We start from the raw sequence: 16,485 nt of genomic DNA, 5'->3' as shown, positions 1-16,485 counted from the left end.
ATGTACGAAATCATCGAGAACGGACTGAAGGTCGAGATCGAACTCGGCGGCGACTCGCCAGATACGGTTGAGAATGCCGACGGGTGGGTCGAGCTGCCTAACGGCGAGAAATGGGCTGCGACATTTCTTACATATGCCGCAGTGGGGAAAATTCTCGAGAAGTGGTCACACACCGGTGAGTACCTCAACGGCGGATATTTCGTCTGCTCCGACCTGGTCATTGTTCGGCGTCCCGGCGTCAGAGAAATGTTCAATGCGGTTCGAGACCTGGTGGAAACGGACTCCCACCAAAGCTTTCTGACCAGGGTCGACGACGATTGAGACACAAGCAATACCTGGCGGAGGACAGCACAGCCGCCGACCGGATCCACTTCACATGGGATGGCAGCCGCCTGGCCGAACAAGGACCGGACGCTGCGGTTCCTTTTTGAGATCTCGAATCCGGAGCTGTTCCATGAAATTGACATGCATACGTGTTTCACATGGCTCGCCAGGATGCGCCGAGTGATTACCTGATCTGGGTCATCGCCACGCCTACTATGAGCCTTCTGCAATGATGGCTGGATGACTTGATGCTGTCGCGGCCGGGGCCAGCTCAGCACGTAGGCGCCTGAATGATCTGCGGATGACGAGCAATTTCACAAGGAGGTGAAATGATACGTAACGAGCTGGTCAATCTGGCCGAAAGAGTTATGGCTGCAGAAGGCATGGAAGGCGAGCACGGCGACCTCGCTCGCCTCCTTGAGGAGAACGTCCCACATCCTCGCGTGTTGGACCTGATTTACTATTCGGATCCACCACTCACCGCAGAAGAAGTTGTGGACAAGGCGCTTGCCTACCGACCTATCGAACTGTAAAACCGCTGACGCGCCAGCGGAGGTTGGCCTCGCCGACGCGGCTCCCTCGCGCGCCCAGGCGCTGGGGGGGGCGATCATGCCGACTTCCGGTTTGAGCAGGTGAGGAGCGCGGCCTAGCGGCTGCGGGATGGGAAGCCCGCGGGGGTCGGACACCACGGATCTGGTGTGCGGTGCAGGTGGTTCACGGCGGGATCTGGGGGTTCGCGTCGAGGGTGGACTTCACCATGGCCGCGGCGACGCGGGTGGCCGCGCAGACAGACGTGGCAGGAAGCAGCGTGGGGTCCGAGCCGGGTTGGGAGCCGACCAAAGCGCCTCCGGGCCGCCACCTGTCCGCCCGGTCTCTACGGCTGGACGAGAGAGAGGTCCATACGCCGACGTCACTCCCGCCGTGGCGCGTCGTAGACGTCGGGGCGCTTCTTGGCCTCCTCCGGGAACATGACGTTCCCGGCGTCGGTCATCCACTCCCGTCCACCCTCAGCCGGCCGCAGGAAGGCGACGCGGGGCCCCGGCATCCTGTGGTCGAAGGCGAGATCGTCAACGTGACAGATGTCCTGGAGGACACCGACGCGCCCCGTGGCAGCGTCGTACGCTTCCTGGCCCACCTTCGGGCCCTTGTACGGCGTCGGCCGACTCATGCGGGCACCCCCCAACGGGCCATACGGCTCGGGATTACGTGGGACGGATGACGGCGGCGCAAGATCTCATACGTGGTCGCCTTGCCGAAATCCCCGTCCTGCTTGGCCTTCTCGCGCAACGCGGTGTACTCCTTGCACTTCACACACACTTGGGTCCCAGCGGTCATGCCCCGCCCTCCCGCGCCATCGACGACTTCACCGCCGTGTCCCCCTCTCCAGATGCTTGCGGATCGCCTTGGCCAGAGCCTCCGCGCGCTGCTCCAACTCCTTGAGAGTGGGGCGCGGGCCGGAACCCCCCGGCGTCTCCTGCGGAGGTGTCCCCGCGCTCACCTCGCCACTCCCAACGCGCACTCACGCTCGTACCGGACGACGTACAACCCCACAGGGTCCGCGTCCCAGACAATCGGGAAGTGCTCAGCAGCGGGAGTGCGCGGGAGGCGAAGCGTCGGCGGGTCCTCGTAGAAGACGGAGGAGGACGCGGAGGACTCGACGGCAACGGGCATCGGAGGTGGCGGTACGGCAGGACGGGCGGGGGGAGCCGCCACGTACACCGCGCCATGCCGACCCCGGCCAGTCGCCATGACATGCCGCACGCGCCGCAGCAGTCCCCTGGCTGCGCTTACCGCGTGGCGCTTCACCGACCTCCACCCCGCTCGCAGCGATTCGAACGGCCGAAGTGCGGCCTGCGGCACGGATTCGATGATCTGTTCGGGGGGAACCACCATCAAGGGCCTTCTTTCATCCGGCGCTCCTGCTCGTGACCAGTAGTCACCTTGCATGGTCACAGCCTGTCGCCCCGCGCGTACGATCTGAAGTCATTGATGTTCCAACCGGCCCATCGGGAAATGAGGTTTGCTCGATGCCAGCTCGGCCGCGCGCGCTGACGCCAGATCGATCCGCCCGCCACCTGTTCGGCTCCGAGATGCGCCGGTTACGTGAAGCGGCAGGCATGTCCCTTGAGTCGTTGGCCGCTGTGACCAAGTTCAGCAAGAGCTCTCTGGCGCGGTTCGAGACAGCAGAGGCCATGATCCCGCCGGAGCTGCCTTCCATGCTGGATGCGGCGTTTGGCACGGATGGCATCTTCGAGAAGCTGTACGCCCTCGCTCGCAAGGAGATCCATCCCGACCAGTTCCGCCGCCGCATGGACCTGGAGACACGCGCACGGATCATCCGGGAGTACGCCTGCCAGATCGTGCCGGGCTTGGTGCAGACCGAGGGCTATGCCCGTGCACAGTTCGAGAAGCACAACCCGAAGGCAACGCCGAACGAGATTGATGAGCTGTGGTCGGCTCGCGCGAGTCGGCAAGTACTGCTGCAAGCCAACCCGGCCCCGGACCTGTTCTACATCCTCGATGAGGCAGTGATTCGCCGCCACTTCGGCGACCCGGCGGTCATGCGGGCGCAGCTGGCCCGCCTCATTGAGTTGACGGAAACCCCCACAACCGTCGTGCAGGTTCTACCGTTCGATCACGGCGGGCATGCGTTGGTAGGCGGAACGTTGACGCTGATGACTCTGGACTCCGGTAGTCAGGTTGCCTATGAAGAGAGCATCACAACGGGAACCCTGCTGGAGGACAAGAAGGCTGTCGCCTTCCTCCAGCGGTCCTACGATCTACTCACAGCGCATGCCCTCTCGCCGGGCGATTCAGCCGCGCTCATCCGGTCCACGATGGAGGCATTACCAACATGAGCAGCACCCCCGACCTTTCCCCCGCGAAGTGGGTCAAGTCCAGCTACAGCGGCAACGGAGGCGGCAGCTGCGTTGAGTGGGCGCCGAACATCGCCGCCTCTGGCATGGTCCCGGTACGGGACTCCAAGGCCCCCGACGGCCCGGCGCTCATATTCGAGGCCGCTGCCTGGGCGTCGTTCGTGGCCTTCGCCAAGACCTGCGACATCTGACGCCCGTAGAGGGAAGCCCCCGGGGGGCGCTCAGCCGGCCATGCCCGGCGCGCCCCACACCGGGAACCAGCGGCTCAGGTCCTCCTCGACCCGCAGGTCGTCAGCGAGCAGCCCCCGCACCTGGAGCTCAAGCGCGTTGTCGCGCTTCTCGCCGCGCCCGGGCAGTGGCGCGAAGGGGTAGAACGTGCCGCGCTTGTACAAATACACCAGCGCGAGCGACCGACCCCCGGATCCCGGAAGCCGACCAGGGAGCACAGCAGCTGCGGGCCGAAACCGGCGTCCTGGAGCAGGGTGTTGACCGCGTGCAGATCGCTCACCAGGGCCGCCAGATCGTCCCGCGGCTGCCGTGCCAGCAGCCAGGTGTAGCCGTACTCGTCCCGGCTGAACTCGACGGGCACCCCGCCGCGTTCGGTGTCGGCGTCGCACGCGGTGCCCTCCTGTGCGGCAGCCTGTTACTTGATCTCTACTCGGATCTCGTTCCGCAGGTCAGCCGCGATCCTGGCGCCCTCTTTAAGGGACAACTTCTTCTTCGTGGCATCGACCACGGTCACCAAGCCGACCGTGCTGTGATCGCCCCAGATGCACACGGGGGTGGTATCCGGCTGGCCGGGCTCAGCGTCGGACTTCTGGTACTGACACTTCATGATCCCGTTTTTGAAACCTATTGGTGACTGCTTCTCCTTGCTGCCGATGAGTTCGGAGAACCGCGATCCTCGCCGCATGATGTCAAAGTAGGCGTCCACGGACTTCCCCGGATCGTCCACCTTGCCGTAGAAGCCGACGAAGACAATGCTCTTGTTGTTGTCGAAGTCCGAGTCGGGGTCGATTGTATCGACAGTTGACCAGTTGTTGTTGATGCGTTTCCCGTTACCGATACCGAGCAGGGTCGCCTCGTCGCTCACCGCATCCTGTTCCTGGGCTGAGTCACCCCAGACCTTGTACTGGCCAAGTACGTTGTCCGGCGCGGTGAGTTTGTAGCGCTTTCCGTCGTCGGGCACTCTTTCGGCGCTATCACTGTCACCGCCGAACAGCACGACGCCGCCAACGATCCCGCCGACAACGATCAGCACGCCGACCGCGATGCCGATCGTCTTCTGCTTGCTACTACCGGCTTGCGGAGGGACCGGCGGCGTGGGCGAGGCTGAGTTCGGCGGGTAGGCGAGCTGCTGTGGGTGACTCTGATGCGGCGGGAAGGGGGGATACCCCGGCTGGCTGGAGGGTCTGGGGGCTTGCGGGTAGTCATAGCCATGCTGTCCTGGACCGGCACCGTTGCCCTGGCCGTGCGGTCCCGACGGGGGCTGGCTGTAACTCATAGATGTAATGTCCCAACTGAACCTAGGTCGGACGCGTCATGCGGGCTCTGGTTGCCGTGACTGGACTGCTCTGATTCGGCCGTCGAGTGTCCCAATTGTGCGCACGGGCCGTGCTACCTGCCGCATGTATGGGCTGTGCGCGGCCACCGAGGCGCACCGTGGCCATGCGGTCCGCACCGCCGGTTGCCCGGCGCGGCCGTTATGCCTGCCTACTCGGTCATGTTACTGACGTTGTCCTGCGGCGATCAGCCGTTTCGGACGTTGCGCTTTAGATCCTCGGCGAGCACGTTCGCCAACCGGGGCGCAAGTGAGCCTCCCGCTCCGGTAATGGGCGGCCGTACCCGAGAACAATGTGTCGTCCCACTCCCAGTCGTCGTCGACGGCCATCCATCACTCCTCATGGAGATACGTACGCATCAGGCGCCGGATACGGTCGGCTCAGCGGTCGGTGGACGCGTTCCAGTCGACCAGCGGTCCTACGATCTACTCACAGCGCATGCCCTCTCGCCGGGCGATTCAGCCGCGCTCATCCGGTCCACGATGGAGGCCTTGCCAACATGAGCAGCACTCCCGACCTTCTCTCCGCAAAGTGGGTCAAGTCCAGCTATAGCGGTAACGGCGGCGGCAGCTGCGTTGAGTGGGCGCCGAACATCGCCGCTTCCGGGCTGGTCCCGGTCCGGGACTCCAAGGTCCCCGACGGCCCGGCGCTCATATTCGAGGCCGCTGCCTGGGCGTCGTTCGTGGCCTTCGCCAAGACCTGCGACATCTGACGCCCGTAGAGGGAAGCCCCCGGGGGGCGCTCAGCCGGCCATGCCCGGCGCGCCCCACACCGGGAACCAGCGGCTCAGGTCCTCCTCGACCCGCAGGTCGTCGCCGAGCAGCCCCCGCACCTGGAGCTCAAGCGCGTTGTCGCGCTTCTCACCGCGTCCGGGCAGCGGCGCGAAGGGGTAGAACGTGCCGCGCTTGTAGAGGTACACCAGCGCGAGCGGCCGGCCCTCCGCGTCCCGGAAGCCGACCAGGGAGCACAGCAGCTGCGGGCCGAAACCGGCGTCCTGGAGCAGGGTGTTGACCGCGTGCAGATCGCTCACCAGGGCCGCCAGGTCGTCCGGCGGCTGCCGTGCCAGCAGCCAGGTGTAGCCGTACTCGTCCCGGCTGAACTCGACGGGCACCCCGCCGCGTTCGGTGTCGGCGTCGAGCAGGGCCCGCACCTCCTCCTGGAGCCGGTCGAAGGCGCCGCCCTCGACGCTCGCGAAGCACACCGAGCCAAGACCCGTGGCGGTGAACCCCGCCCCCGCCTCCAGCGTCACCGCGGCCGAGGGCAGCGCGAAGAGCTGGTCGAGATCGGGCCGTACGGGCTTGCTGCGGCCCAGGACGGCGTCCCAGAAACCCATGTCTCTCAGCCCCTCCCCGCCTGGCCGAGCTGGGCGGCGACTCGGGCCAGCTGGTCGAGCCGCCGCTCCAGCGGGGGGTGGGAGGCGAGCAGGCTGCTCAGGCTCTGCCCGCTGAGCGCCGGGGCGAAGTAGAAGGCGTTGAACGGCTCCGCCCGGCGCAGGTCGCGGGTCGGTATTCGGGCGATCTGCCCGGTGACCTTGGTCAGCGCGGCGGCCAGCGCCGAGGGCCGGCCGGTCAGCAGCGCGCCGGCGCGGTCGGCGCTGAGCTCCCGGTAGCGGGACAGCAGCCGGGTGAGCAGGAAGCTGATCACGTAGACGACGGCGCTCACCAGCGGGATGATCAGCACCGCTATGGCGGTGTTGCTGTCCCGGCTGTTGCGGCTGCTCAGGCCGCCCCACAGGGCGACGCGGGTCATGATGCCCGCCAGGACGCCCAGGAACGACGCGATGGTCATGACCGCCACATCGCGGTGGGCGACATGCGACAGCTCGTGCGCGAGCACGCCCTCCAGCTCCTCCGGCTCCAGTCTCCGTAGCAGCCCCGTCGTCGCGCACACCATCGCGTTCCGCTGGTTGCGGCCGGTCGCGAAGGCGTTGGGCACATCGCTGTCGGCGATGGCCACCTTCGGCTTGGGCATATCGGCGAGCGCGCACAGCCGGTCGACCGCGCCGTGCAGCTCGGGCGCCTGCTCGGGGGTGACCTCCCGGGCGCCCATGGAGAACGCCGCGATCCGGTCGCTGAACCAGAACTGCGCCACGAAGAGCCCGCCCGCGATCAGCAGGATCAGCGGCCAGGCCCCGCGCATCAGGGCCAGCAGCACGCCGACGAAGACCACATAGAGCAGACCGATGAGGAACATCGTGGTCACCATGCGGGCGGTCAGCCCCCGGTCGGGGGCGTATCGGGTGCGTGGCATGGGTGCCTCCCAGCAACGGTGGTGGCCGGAATCTCTACACCCGATTCTGCGCCCTATAGCCGTCTTGTCGGAGTAAACGCGCCTCGCCCCGGAAAAACCGGTCACATAGGAGTGAAGGCTTTTGATCCATTCGCCGTATTTGAAGTTGCGGGATCAGGGTTGCGGGATCCCCCGGCTACCCGTCGAGCTGCGCCAGACCGTCCGTGGCGATTTTCTCGAAGACCGCGAGGTCCGCCGCGAAGATCGAGTCGGGGATCGGCCAGTGCAGCACGATCTCGTCGATGCCCAGCCGCGCGTGCTCCCCCGCGAAGTCGACGAACGCGTCGAGGGAGGACAGCGGCCGCGCCTGGTCCGGGGTGAAGCCGGTGAGCAGGACCTTGCCCAGCTCCGCCACGTCCCGCCCGGCCTCGGCACAGGCCTCGCCCAGCCGGTCGATCTGGCGGCCGATCGCGGCCACCGACTCGGCCGGCGTCCCCGTCTCGTAGATCTTCGGGTCGCCCGTGGTCACCCACGCCTGTCCGTACCGCGCCGCGAGCCGCAGCCCGCGCGGGCCGGTGGCGGCGACGGCGAAGGGCAGCCGGGGCCGCTGGACGCAGCCGGGGATGTTGCGCGCCTCCCGCGCACTGTAGTGCCGGCCCTCATAGGTCACCGCGTCCTCGGTCAGCAGCCGGTCGAGCAGCGACACGAACTCACCGAAACGATCGGCCCGCTCACGCGGCGTCCACGCCTCCTCGGCGCCGGAGAGCAGCGCCGTCGCGTCGAAGCCGGAGCCGCCCGCCCCGATGCCCAGGGTGATCCGGCCGCCGGAGACGTCGTCCAGGGAGATCAGCTCCTTGGCCAGCGTGACGGGGTGGCGGAAGTTGGGGGAAGTGACCAGGGTGCCAAGACGCAGCCGGGACGTCGCCGCGGCCGCCGCCGTGAGGGTCGGGATCGCCCCGAACCAGGGACCGTCGCGGAAGCTGCGCCACGACAGGTGGTCATAGGTGTACGCGGCGTGGAAACCCAGCTCCTCGGCGCGCTGCCACACCTCTCGGCCGCCCTCGGACCAGCGGCGCATGGGAAGGATCACGGTGCTCAGTCGCATACCGTCGAGCCTAAGGCCCTGTCTCCCGGCACTCGTGCACGGCATATGCGGGAGGATGGTTGCCGTGACTCCAGCAACCGAGCAGTCCGAGACCCCGGCCGCAGACAGATCCGTTCCCACCACCCCCCGGCCCCGGCTGATCGCCACCGACCTCGACGGCACCCTGTTGCGCAACGACAAAACGGTCTCGGACCGCACCGTCGCCGCCCTCGCCGCGGCGGAGCGGGCGGGCATCGAGGTGTTCTTCGTCACTGGTCGGCCGGCCCGCTGGATGGATGTGGTCAGCGCCCATGTGCACGGCCACGGCCTGGCCATCTGCGCGAACGGCGCGGCCGTCGTCGATCTGCACGACGGCGGCCGGCTGATCGAGGCGCGCCCGCTGCCCGGCGACCGGGCCCTGGCCATCGTGGAGGCGCTGCGCGGCGCGGCCCCCGGCACCTCCTTCGCGGTCGAGCGCACCGGTGGCATCGCCTACGAGCCGGACTACCCGCCCTTCCACCGTGACCCGAGCGCGATCATCGCCGCCGCCGAGAAGCTGCTGCACGAAGACGGCGAGTGCGGCGGCATGCCGGTCATCAAGCTGCTCGCCCACCACCCCGCCCTGGCGCCCGACGCGTTTCTGGAGCTGGGCCGCGCGGTGGCGGGCGCGCACGGCGACTTCACCCGCTCCAGCCCGACCGCCCTGCTGGAGATCAGCGGACTGGGGGTGAGCAAGGCCAGCACCCTGGCCCGGTGCTGCGCCGAGCGCGGCATCGCCCCGGAGGAGGTCGTGGCGTTCGGTGACATGCCCAACGACCTGGACATGCTGGCCTGGGCCGGCACCTCGTACGCGATGGCCAACGCCCACCCGCAGGTGCTGGCGTCGACCACCCACCGCGCTGCCAGCAACGAGGAGGACGGCGTCGCGGCCGTCGTCGAGCGGATCCTGGCGGGCTGAGGCGCCCGGGGGCGGCGCGGGGCGGGCCGCCCCCCGACCGGGTGGCCGGAGGGCGGTTCCGCAAGCCCGGAATCGGTATGACCGAAGCGGTATGACCGAAGCGGTATTACCAGAAGAAGACGACGTATCCGGCGCCCCCGGGGTCGCCCGCCGTGCCGGGCGCACCGGCCGGGCCGCCCAGGCCACCGTCGCCGCCTTCGCCCCTGATCCCAGGCGGATCGACGATGCCGTCGACCTCTTCGCCGCCCCCGTCTCCGGTCGTCCCGCTGTCGCCGACCCGGTTCACACCGCCCGTGGAGCACGAGCCCACGCCGCCGGTGCCGCCCGCACCGTCGGCGCCGTTGGTGGCGCCCAGCCCGGGGCCGCCGCCCGCGCCACCGGCGCCGCCGGTGGCGTTGAGGAGGGTGGCGCTGCTGGGAGCGGTCACGCTCGTGGTGCCCCCACCGCCCCCGTTGCCACCGCCGCCGCCGACGGGCCCGGCGGTACCGGAGGTACCGGCGGCACCCAGGTTCACCGTGTAGCTCTGCACGGCCTGGACCGGGATGACGCACCAGGTGAAGCCGCCGGCGCCACCGCCACCACCGTCGCCGCCGACACCGGTACCGGTACCGGTGGCGCCGCCACCACCGCCACCGCCGCCACCACCAGCGCCCCAGGCCTGGACGTGCACCGAGGTCACGCCCGGGGGAGGCGTGAAGGTCCCGTTCGTGGTGAACTCGCGCACCCCGTGCAGGACGGTGGGGTACTGCGGCGGCTTGGGCGGCCTGGGGCCGCCGCCGCCCATGGGGCTCTCATCCGCGATGGCGGCGGGGGCCGCGGTCAGCAACTGGCTGCTCAGGGCCACTGCCGTCACTGCGGCGGCCAAGACGGCCCGGTAGCGCGTCCGGGATCGTTTGGGGGTTGCGCTCTGGCTGTTCACGTGATGACTTCCTTCCCCGCGTCGGGCCAACAACTGTCGCGGAGTGCGATGGGACGGTGAGAAGACAAGCTGACCAAGCGGCCCGTGAGGCTCATCCCACTGCCCGTCCCAGGGGTCCGCATGCTGACGCGGCGATAGTTGGCCCGCGCAGGTGAGGAGTTGCCCTGACCGGGCTAACTCCCGGCTACCGGCCTCGGTGTCCGGGGCGCTCGTGCCCGGGCGTAAACCTTCTGCCGCGAAAAGTCACCTGGGGGCCAGGAGTGGGGGGGGCCGCCAGCCGACGGCCGTCCTCGGCCTCGCGGTCCAGCATCCGCCGGAACGGACCCTGCTTCGCGGCGAGTTGCGCGTACGGCCCGCGCTGTACGGCTCGGCCCCCTTCGAGTACGACGACCTCGTCGACCGCCTCGAGGCCCGCCAGCCGATGGGTGATCAGCACGGTCGTCCGCCCCCGTGTGGCGGACAGCAGATCGGCCGTCAGCGCGTCGGCCGTCGGCAGATCCAGGTGCTCGGCGGGCTCGTCGAGCACCAGCACCGGGAAGTCCGCGAGCAGCGCGCGGGCCAGGGCGAGCCGCTGGCGCTGTCCGCCGGACAGCCTCGCGCCCGACTCGCCGACCAGCGTGTCCAGGCCGTCGGGCAGCCCGTCCACCCACGCCAGCAGCCGGGCCGCGGCCAGCGCCTCGCGCAGCTCGCCGTCGCTCGCGTCGGTGCGGGCCAGGCGGAGGTTCTCGCGCAGCGAGCTGTCGAAGATGTGTGCGTCCTGGGCGCACAGCCCCACCAACCGCCGTACCGCGTCGGGGTCCATGGCCGCGGTGTCGCGGCCCGCGAGGGTGTACGCGCCCGTCCGCGGGTCCAGGAAGCGGAGCAGCACATGGGCGAGGGTGGTCTTGCCCGAGCCGGACGGGCCGACGACGGCGACCCGGCGGCCCGGGCGCAGTTCCAGGTCGAACCCGTCCAGGGCGGGCTCGGGCCGCCCCGGATAGCGGGCGGAGATCCCGCTCAGCACCAGCGGGTACGTCCCCTGCGGGGTCTGCGTGGCCGCCGGGGCGAGTCGCTCGGGCTGCGCCCCGTCCACCACGTCGTACACCCGCCGCGCGGCCCGCCGCACCCGCTGGCGGTGCTGCACGGCCAGCGGCAGCCCCGCGACCGCCTCGAACGCGGCGAGCGGCATGAGCACCACGACGGCCAGCCACACCCCGTCGAGCCGGCCGTCGGCCACCGCCCGCACGCCCACCCAGGCCGCGGCGGCGACGGTCAGCCCGCAGGCCAGCGCGGACAGCCCGGCGCCCACGCCGGTGGCGGCCGCGGCCCGCCGGGCGATCCGGGTGAGCACGCCGTCGGCGCGGCGCACCTCGTCCAGCCGGCGCGGCAGGGCACCGGCGACGGTCAACTCGGCGGTGCCGGTGAGCAGATCGACGACCTGGGCCGACAGCGCGCCGCGCGCCGGGGCCAGCCGGCGCTCCGCGTGGCGGGCCAGCGCCCCGGAGACGAGGGGCGCCACGATCCCCGCCACCAGAAGTCCGGCCGCCAGCACGGCGCCCGCCTCCGGCAGCAGCCACCAGGTGAAGCCGACGGAGGCCACGCCCACGGCCAGCGCGGCGCCGACGGGCAGCAGCCAGCGCAGGAAGTAGTCCTGCAGGGCGTCCACATCGGCGACCAGCCGGGAGAGCAGATCGCCGCGCCGGGTGTCCTTCAGACCGACCGGCGCCAGCCGCTCCAGCCTGCGGTAGACGGCGACCCGCAGTTCGGCCAGCACCCTCAGCACGGCGTCGTGCGAGACCAGGCGCTCGGCGTAGCGGAAGACGGCCCGGCCGATCCCGAAGGCCCGGGTCGCGGTGACCGCCACCATCAGATAGAGGACGGGGGGCTGCTGTGACGCGCGGGAGATCAGCCATCCGGAGACGGCCATCAGCCCGACGGCGCTGCCCAGCGCGAGCGTTCCGAGCAGCAGCGCGAGCGCGAACCGCCCCCGCCAGGCCCGCCCCGACTCCCGCACCCACGCCAGCGGCGAGCGGCGCCTCCGGGCCTGGTGCGCTCCGTGTGCCGATGGGGCCTCGGGATCCGCCGCCTCATGGTCCGCCGGGTCGGTGGCCCTCGCCGCTTGATGTGTGCGGGGGACGGCGCGCGGGGCCGGAACCCGGGGCGTGGCGGTGGGGCCGGGCAGCCGCACCACGCGGTCGGCGAGGGGCAGCAGGGCCGGGCGGTGGACGACCAGGAGGACCGTGCGGCCCTCGGCCAGCCGCCGTACCGCCAGGGCGACCGCCGCCTCCGTCTCTCCGTCCAGGCTCGCGGTCGGCTCGTCCAGCAGCAGCACCGGCCGGTCGGCCAGGAACGCGCGCGCCAGCGCGATCCGCTGCCGCTGTCCCGCGGACAGGCCCGCGCCCATCTCGCCGAGGCGGGTGTCGGCCCCGTGCGGCAGCGCGTCGACGAAGCCGAGCGCGCCCGCGTCCCGCAGCGCGGTCCGGACGGCGGCGTCATCGGCGTCCGGCCGCGCCAGCCGTACGTTCTCGGCGACCGTCCCGGCGAAGAGATACGGGTGCTGGGGCACCCAGGCGACCTGGCCGCGCCAGCTGTCGAGGTCGAGCGACGCCAGGTCCCGCCCCGCGACCAGCACCCGGCCCGCGGCCGGCTCGGCGAATCCCAGCAGGGCGTTCAGCAGCGTGGTCTTGCCCGCCCCGCTGGGGCCGACGACGGCCACCGTCTCGCCCGGCAGGATCTGGAACGAGGTCTCGGGCAGGGACGGTTCGGCGCGGCCCGGGTGGCGGACCACCAGCCCCTCCACGGTCAGCGCCGCGCCCCGGGCGTCGGGGGCGGGCTCGGCACCGCTAGCCCTCGGCTCGCGTTCGAGGACCGCGAAGACCTCGTCCGCGGCGGTCAGTCCTTCCGCCGCGGCGTGGTACTGCGCGCCCACCTGCCGCAGCGGCAGATATGCCTCGGGGGCGAGGACGAGCACCACCAGGCCCGTGGAGAGGTCCAGCTCGCCGTGGACCAGCCGCATGCCGATGCCGACCGCGACGAGGGCGACCGAGACGGTGGAGAGCAGTTCGAGCGCGAAGGAGGACAGGAAGGCCAGCCGCAGGGTGCGCAGCGTCGCCCGCCGGTAGTCGGCGGTGATGGCGCGGATCGAGGCGGCCTGGGCCTTGGCGCGGCCGAAGACCTTGAGGGTGGGCAGTCCGGCGACGACGTCCAGGAAGTGTCCGGACAGCCGGGACAGCAGCCGCCACTGGCGGTCCATCCGGGACTGGGTGGCCCAGCCGATGAGGATCATGAAGAGCGGGATCAGCGGCAGCGTGGCGGCGATGATGAGGGCCGAGACCCAGTCGGCGGTGACGATGCGGGCGAGCACCGCCACCGGCACCACCACGGCCAGGCCCAGCTGCGGCAGATAGCGGGCGAAGTAGTCGTCCAGGGCGTCGATGCCCCGGGTGGCGAGGGTGGTGAGCTCGCCCGTGCCGCCCCGCGCGTCCAGCCGCTCGGGGCCGAGCCGGTCGGGTGCCATCCGCTCGGGCCCCAGCCGCGCCGCATGGGCGAGCAGCCGCAGCCGCAGCTCGGACTTGACCGCCGCCCCGGCCCGGTGGGCGGCCAGCTCGGTCAGCCAGGCGACCGCGGCGCGGCCGACGGCGACGGCCGCCAGCAGCGCCAGCGGGCGCCCGAGCTCCCCGGGCGCCGTCCCGTGGGCGAAGGCGGCGACCACCACCTCGGCGATCAGCATGGCCTGTGCCACCACAAGCCCCGCCGACACCAGCCCCAACGCCACGGACGCGGCGAGGAACAGACGGGTCGCCCGGGCGTGACGCAGCAGCCGGGGATCGATTGGTTTCACGTGAAACACACCACCCGCGGGGTCAGTGACCGGTCGGCTCGGGGATGTGCTGGGTGCCGATCCGCTTGCGGAACACCCAGTACGTCCATGCCTGATAGGCCATCACCAGCGGGGTCATCACGGCCGCGACCCAGGTCATGATCTTCAGCGTGTACGGGCTGGACGCCGCGTCCGCCGTGGTCAGGCTCCACCTCGGGTCCAGCGAGGACGGCATGACGTCCGGAAAGAGCGCGAGGAAGAGCATCGCGACCGCCGCCGCGATGGTCACCCCGGACAGGGCGAACGCCCAGCCCTCCCGGCCGCGCCGGTTCATCACCAGCGCCACGAGCAGCGCGACCACCGAGACCAGCAGCGCCCCCAGCGACCGCCCGTTGCCGCTGTCGCGCTGCGTCCAGCCGAGGAAGGCCACCGCGAGCACGGCGGCGGCCGGGCCCAGCACCGCCGCGAACCGCCGCGCCCGGGCCCGGATGTCCCCCACCGTCTTGAGTGAGGCGAACACGGCGCCATGGAAGGTGAACAGCACCAGCGTGAGCGCCCCGCCGAGCAGGGCGTACGGGTTGGCCAGGTCGAGGAGGTCGCCGGCGTAGTTCTTGTCCGGCCCGATCGGCACCCCGCGCACCATGTTGGCGAAGATCGCGCCCCACAGGAACGCGGGCAGCAGCGAGCACCAGAAGATCGCGTTCTCCCAGTTGCGCTGCCAGCGCTCCTCGGGGCGCTTGTGCCGGTACTCGAAGGCGACGCCGCGCAGGATCAGGCAGACCAGGATGGCCAGCAGCGGCAGATAGAAGCCGCTGAAGAGCGTCGCGTACCAGTCGGGGAAGGCGGCGAAGGTCGCGCCGCCCGCCGTGATCAGCCAGACCTCGTTGCCGTCCCAGACGGGGCCGATGGTGTTGATGAGCACCCGGCGTTCCGTACGGTTCCGGGCCAGCGGCTTGGTCAGCACGCCGATGCCGAAGTCGAAGCCCTCGAGGAAGAAGTAGCCGGTCCACAGGACGGCGATCAGCACGAACCAGACGTCGTGAAGGTGCAGTGACATGGCTCTCTCCGGCTCAGTACGCGAAGGTCAGCGGCTTGTCGGCGTCGGTGGCGTCGTGCTCCCCAGCCGCCCCGGCGCCCGGTCCGCCGGAGGGCAGCCGCAGCCGGGGGTCCTTGGCCGGCGGCTTCTCGTCGGTGTCCGGCCCGGCCTTGGCGTACTTGGCCAGCAGCCGCACCTCGACCACCGCGAGCACGCCGTACAGCAGCGTGAAGACGCCCAGGGATATGAGGACCTCGGTCCGGCTGACGCCGGGGGAGACCGCGTCGGCGGTCTTCATCAGTCCGTACACCACCCACGGCTGACGCCCCATCTCGGTGAAGATCCAGCCGAAGGAGTTGGCGATCAGCGGGAAGCCCATGGTCAGGATGCCGATCCGCCAGGACCACTTGGTCAGCAGGGGGCTCATCTCGCGGTTCTTGGTGAGCATGAGCCGCGGCACCTCGTCCTCCCCGGTGCGGAAGGCGGGCGACAGCCACTTCTTCCGCCGGGTCGTCCACAGCCCGATGAGCGCGGCGACGAACGAGGTCATACCGAAGCCGATCATCAGCCTGAAGCCCCAGAAGGTCATGAAGATGCTGGGGATGTAGTCCTCGGGCTGCCCTCCGTAGGCGGCGGCCTCCCTCTTGGCCACGTCGTTGATGCCGGGGACGGAGTCGGTGAAGTTGCTGTGCGCGAGGAAGGACAGCACCCCGGGGACCTCCAGCTCGACGCTGTTGTGCCCCTTGCTCACATCGCCCACGGCGAAGACCGAGAAGGGCGCGGGCGCCTGGGTCTCCCAGAGCGCCTCCGCCGCGGCCATCTTCATCGGCTGCTGCTCGAACATGACCTTGCCCAGCTGGTCGCCGCTGATCGCGGTGGACAGGCCCGCGATCACGGCGACGACCAGACCGACGCGCAGCGACGCCCGCATCGCCCCGACCTGCTTCCGCTGCTTCTCGCCGAGCTCCTCGCCCCGGTCCTGCCGGCGCTTGGCCCGCCACAGATGGAAGGAGGCGATGCCGACGACGAAGGCGGCACCGGTGAGGAAGGCGGCGGTGAGGGTGTGGAAGACCACGACCAGGGTGGTGTTCTGGGTCAGCACCGCCCAGATGTCGGTGAGCCGTGCCTTGCCGGTGGCCTTGTCGATGGCGTAGCCGATCGGGTGCTGCATCCAGGAGTTGGCGGCGAGGATGAAGTACGAGGACAGAACGGTGCCCAGCGCGACGATCCAGATGCAGGCGCAGTGGATCTTCTTCGGCAGCTTGTCCCAGCCGAAGATCCACAATCCGATGAAGGTGGACTCGAAGAAGAAGGCCAGCAGCGCCTCCATGGCGAGCGGGGCGCCGAAGACATCACCCACGAAGCGCGAGTAGTCCGACCAGTTCATGCCGAACTGGAACTCCTGGACGAGGCCGGTGACCACGCCCATCGCGATGTTGATCAGGAAGAGCTTTCCCCAGAACTTGGTCGCGTGGAAGTACGTCTCCTTGCCGGTGCGGACCCAGGCGGTCTCCAGACCGGCGGTGATCGCGGCGAGAGAGATCGTGAGCGGGACGAAGAGGAAGTGGTAGACGGTGGTGATGCCGAACTGCCATCGCGCCAGCGTCTCCGGCGCCAGAGCCAGATCCACAGGAATCTCTCCTTACGGTCTTGCCTGCAGGGTTCACCTGCGCCCCCAGGGGGAGCTTGTGAAAGTAT

Annotated in this window: 16 protein-coding genes and 2 pseudogenes; 7 read left to right on the top strand and 11 right to left on the bottom strand. The window is 70.0% G+C overall.

Translation table 11 applies throughout. The annotated features are described in order from the left end of the window. The 3 genes and pseudogenes from PV419_RS15335 to PV419_RS53275 form a co-directional block, all read left to right on the top strand. Positions 1-321 (top strand): hypothetical protein, encoded by a 321-nt coding sequence (locus PV419_RS15335; RefSeq protein WP_319688908.1) that lies wholly within the window; start codon positions 1-3, stop codon positions 319-321. Positions 322-653: 332 nt separating this feature from the next. After that, positions 654-857, top strand: a complete 204-nt coding sequence (locus tag PV419_RS15330; RefSeq protein ID WP_319688907.1) for a hypothetical protein — start codon at positions 654-656, stop codon at positions 855-857. Then, positions 832-1,144: pseudogene (locus PV419_RS53275) on the top strand (PmbA/TldA family metallopeptidase); the annotation flags it as partial. The gene PV419_RS15330 and the pseudogene PV419_RS53275, both read left to right, overlap by 26 nt. A 90-nt stretch (positions 1,145-1,234) precedes the next feature. On the opposite strand, the gene PV419_RS15325 reads toward PV419_RS53275, so the two are convergent. Both PV419_RS15325 and PV419_RS15320 read right to left on the bottom strand, forming a co-directional pair. After that, complete coding sequence (locus PV419_RS15325; RefSeq protein ID WP_319688906.1) at positions 1,235-1,492, bottom strand: hypothetical protein; 258 nt, start codon at positions 1,490-1,492, stop codon at positions 1,235-1,237. Continuing rightward, on the bottom strand, positions 1,489-1,659 hold the full coding sequence (locus tag PV419_RS15320; protein WP_319688904.1) for a hypothetical protein: 171 nt from the start codon (positions 1,657-1,659) through the stop codon (positions 1,489-1,491). Before PV419_RS15320 ends, PV419_RS15325 begins: the two co-directional genes overlap by 4 nt. Before the next feature lie 692 nt (positions 1,660-2,351). Between PV419_RS15320 and PV419_RS15315 the strand changes: the two genes are divergently transcribed. Both PV419_RS15315 and PV419_RS15310 read left to right on the top strand, forming a co-directional pair. Then, positions 2,352-3,182 carry a helix-turn-helix transcriptional regulator gene (locus tag PV419_RS15315; RefSeq protein WP_319688902.1) on the top strand — a complete coding sequence of 277 codons (831 nt, stop codon included), beginning with the start codon at positions 2,352-2,354 and terminating at the stop codon, positions 3,180-3,182. Then, on the top strand, positions 3,179-3,391 hold the full coding sequence (locus tag PV419_RS15310; protein ID WP_319688900.1) for a DUF397 domain-containing protein: 213 nt from the start codon (positions 3,179-3,181) through the stop codon (positions 3,389-3,391). The genes PV419_RS15315 and PV419_RS15310 overlap by 4 nt, the downstream gene beginning before the upstream one ends. A gap of 30 nt (positions 3,392-3,421) precedes the next feature. Here the strand turns inward: PV419_RS15310 and pspAB (PV419_RS15305) are convergent. Further along, positions 3,422-3,813, bottom strand: a pseudogene (pspAB, locus tag PV419_RS15305) (PspA-associated protein PspAB); the annotation flags it as partial. Between the two features lie 30 nt (positions 3,814-3,843). Continuing rightward, positions 3,844-4,704, bottom strand: coding sequence for a hypothetical protein (locus tag PV419_RS15300; protein ID WP_319688898.1), 861 nt, complete (start codon positions 4,702-4,704; stop codon positions 3,844-3,846). A gap of 557 nt (positions 4,705-5,261) precedes the next feature. Here PV419_RS15300 and PV419_RS15295 point away from each other — a divergent pair. Further along, complete coding sequence (locus tag PV419_RS15295; protein WP_319688896.1) at positions 5,262-5,474, top strand: DUF397 domain-containing protein; 213 nt, start codon at positions 5,262-5,264, stop codon at positions 5,472-5,474. 30 nt (positions 5,475-5,504) lie between these two features. Here the strand turns inward: PV419_RS15295 and pspAB (PV419_RS15290) are convergent, their stop codons facing one another. The 3 genes from pspAB (PV419_RS15290) to PV419_RS15280 form a co-directional block, all read right to left on the bottom strand. Continuing rightward, on the bottom strand, positions 5,505-6,095 hold the full coding sequence (gene pspAB / locus PV419_RS15290) for a PspA-associated protein PspAB (protein WP_319688894.1): 591 nt from the start codon (positions 6,093-6,095) through the stop codon (positions 5,505-5,507). 5 nt (positions 6,096-6,100) lie between these two features. Beyond that, positions 6,101-7,012: a zinc metalloprotease HtpX gene (gene htpX / locus PV419_RS15285; protein WP_319688892.1), complete on the bottom strand. Its 912-nt coding sequence runs from the start codon at positions 7,010-7,012 to the stop codon at positions 6,101-6,103. Positions 7,013-7,187: 175 nt separating this feature from the next. Beyond that, positions 7,188-8,096: an LLM class flavin-dependent oxidoreductase gene (locus PV419_RS15280; RefSeq protein WP_319688890.1), complete on the bottom strand. Its 909-nt coding sequence runs from the start codon at positions 8,094-8,096 to the stop codon at positions 7,188-7,190. Positions 8,097-8,151: 55 nt separating this feature from the next. Here PV419_RS15280 and PV419_RS15275 point away from each other — a divergent pair, with 55 nt between their 5' ends. Continuing rightward, a complete protein-coding gene (locus PV419_RS15275) occupies positions 8,152-9,033 on the top strand; it encodes an HAD family hydrolase (protein ID WP_319688888.1) in 882 nt (293 codons plus the stop codon). Between the two features lie 106 nt (positions 9,034-9,139). Here PV419_RS15275 and PV419_RS15270 read toward each other — a convergent pair whose 3' ends face one another. The 4 genes from PV419_RS15270 to PV419_RS15255 form a co-directional block, all read right to left on the bottom strand. After that, positions 9,140-9,952 (bottom strand): hypothetical protein, encoded by an 813-nt coding sequence (locus PV419_RS15270; protein WP_319688886.1) that lies wholly within the window; start codon positions 9,950-9,952, stop codon positions 9,140-9,142. Positions 9,953-10,136: 184 nt separating this feature from the next. After that, entirely contained in the window at positions 10,137-13,772 is a 3,636-nt protein-coding gene (gene cydD / locus PV419_RS15265) for a thiol reductant ABC exporter subunit CydD (RefSeq protein ID WP_319688884.1), read from the bottom strand. Positions 13,773-13,794: 22 nt separating this feature from the next. Continuing rightward, complete coding sequence (cydB, locus tag PV419_RS15260) at positions 13,795-14,802, bottom strand: cytochrome d ubiquinol oxidase subunit II (protein ID WP_319689091.1); 1,008 nt, start codon at positions 14,800-14,802, stop codon at positions 13,795-13,797. A gap of 19 nt (positions 14,803-14,821) precedes the next feature. Next, positions 14,822-16,417, bottom strand: coding sequence for a cytochrome ubiquinol oxidase subunit I (locus PV419_RS15255; RefSeq protein ID WP_319688882.1), 1,596 nt, complete (start codon positions 16,415-16,417; stop codon positions 14,822-14,824). Positions 16,418-16,485 lie beyond the last annotated feature (68 nt).

The organism is Streptomyces sp. ME19-01-6 (genome assembly GCF_033793745.1).
GTDB lineage: Bacteria > Actinomycetota > Actinomycetes > Streptomycetales > Streptomycetaceae > Streptomyces.
Note: the sequence above shows the minus strand (reverse complement) of the source record. Positions and strands in the feature narration are given on the sequence as shown.

What these genes read in the sequence shown, in the direction of transcription:
- PV419_RS15280 (WP_319688890.1), bottom strand. Translation starts at nt 8,096, where the DNA reads ATGCGACTGAGCACCGTGATCCTTCCCATGCGCCGCTGGTCCGAGGGC.
- PV419_RS15315 (WP_319688902.1), top strand. Translation starts at nt 2,352, where the DNA reads ATGCCAGCTCGGCCGCGCGCGCTGACGCCAGATCGATCCGCCCGCCAC.
- PV419_RS15275 (WP_319688888.1), top strand. Translation starts at nt 8,152, where the DNA reads ATGGTTGCCGTGACTCCAGCAACCGAGCAGTCCGAGACCCCGGCCGCA.
- pspAB (WP_319688894.1), bottom strand. Translation starts at nt 6,095, where the DNA reads ATGGGTTTCTGGGACGCCGTCCTGGGCCGCAGCAAGCCCGTACGGCCC.
- PV419_RS15335 (WP_319688908.1), top strand. Translation starts at nt 1, where the DNA reads ATGTACGAAATCATCGAGAACGGACTGAAGGTCGAGATCGAACTCGGC.
- PV419_RS15325 (WP_319688906.1), bottom strand. Translation starts at nt 1,492, where the DNA reads ATGAGTCGGCCGACGCCGTACAAGGGCCCGAAGGTGGGCCAGGAAGCG.
- PV419_RS15320 (WP_319688904.1), bottom strand. Translation starts at nt 1,659, where the DNA reads ATGACCGCTGGGACCCAAGTGTGTGTGAAGTGCAAGGAGTACACCGCG.
- PV419_RS15310 (WP_319688900.1), top strand. Translation starts at nt 3,179, where the DNA reads ATGAGCAGCACCCCCGACCTTTCCCCCGCGAAGTGGGTCAAGTCCAGC.
- htpX (WP_319688892.1), bottom strand. Translation starts at nt 7,012, where the DNA reads ATGCCACGCACCCGATACGCCCCCGACCGGGGGCTGACCGCCCGCATG.
- PV419_RS15330 (WP_319688907.1), top strand. Translation starts at nt 654, where the DNA reads ATGATACGTAACGAGCTGGTCAATCTGGCCGAAAGAGTTATGGCTGCA.
- PV419_RS15300 (WP_319688898.1), bottom strand. Translation starts at nt 4,704, where the DNA reads ATGAGTTACAGCCAGCCCCCGTCGGGACCGCACGGCCAGGGCAACGGT.
- PV419_RS15295 (WP_319688896.1), top strand. Translation starts at nt 5,262, where the DNA reads ATGAGCAGCACTCCCGACCTTCTCTCCGCAAAGTGGGTCAAGTCCAGC.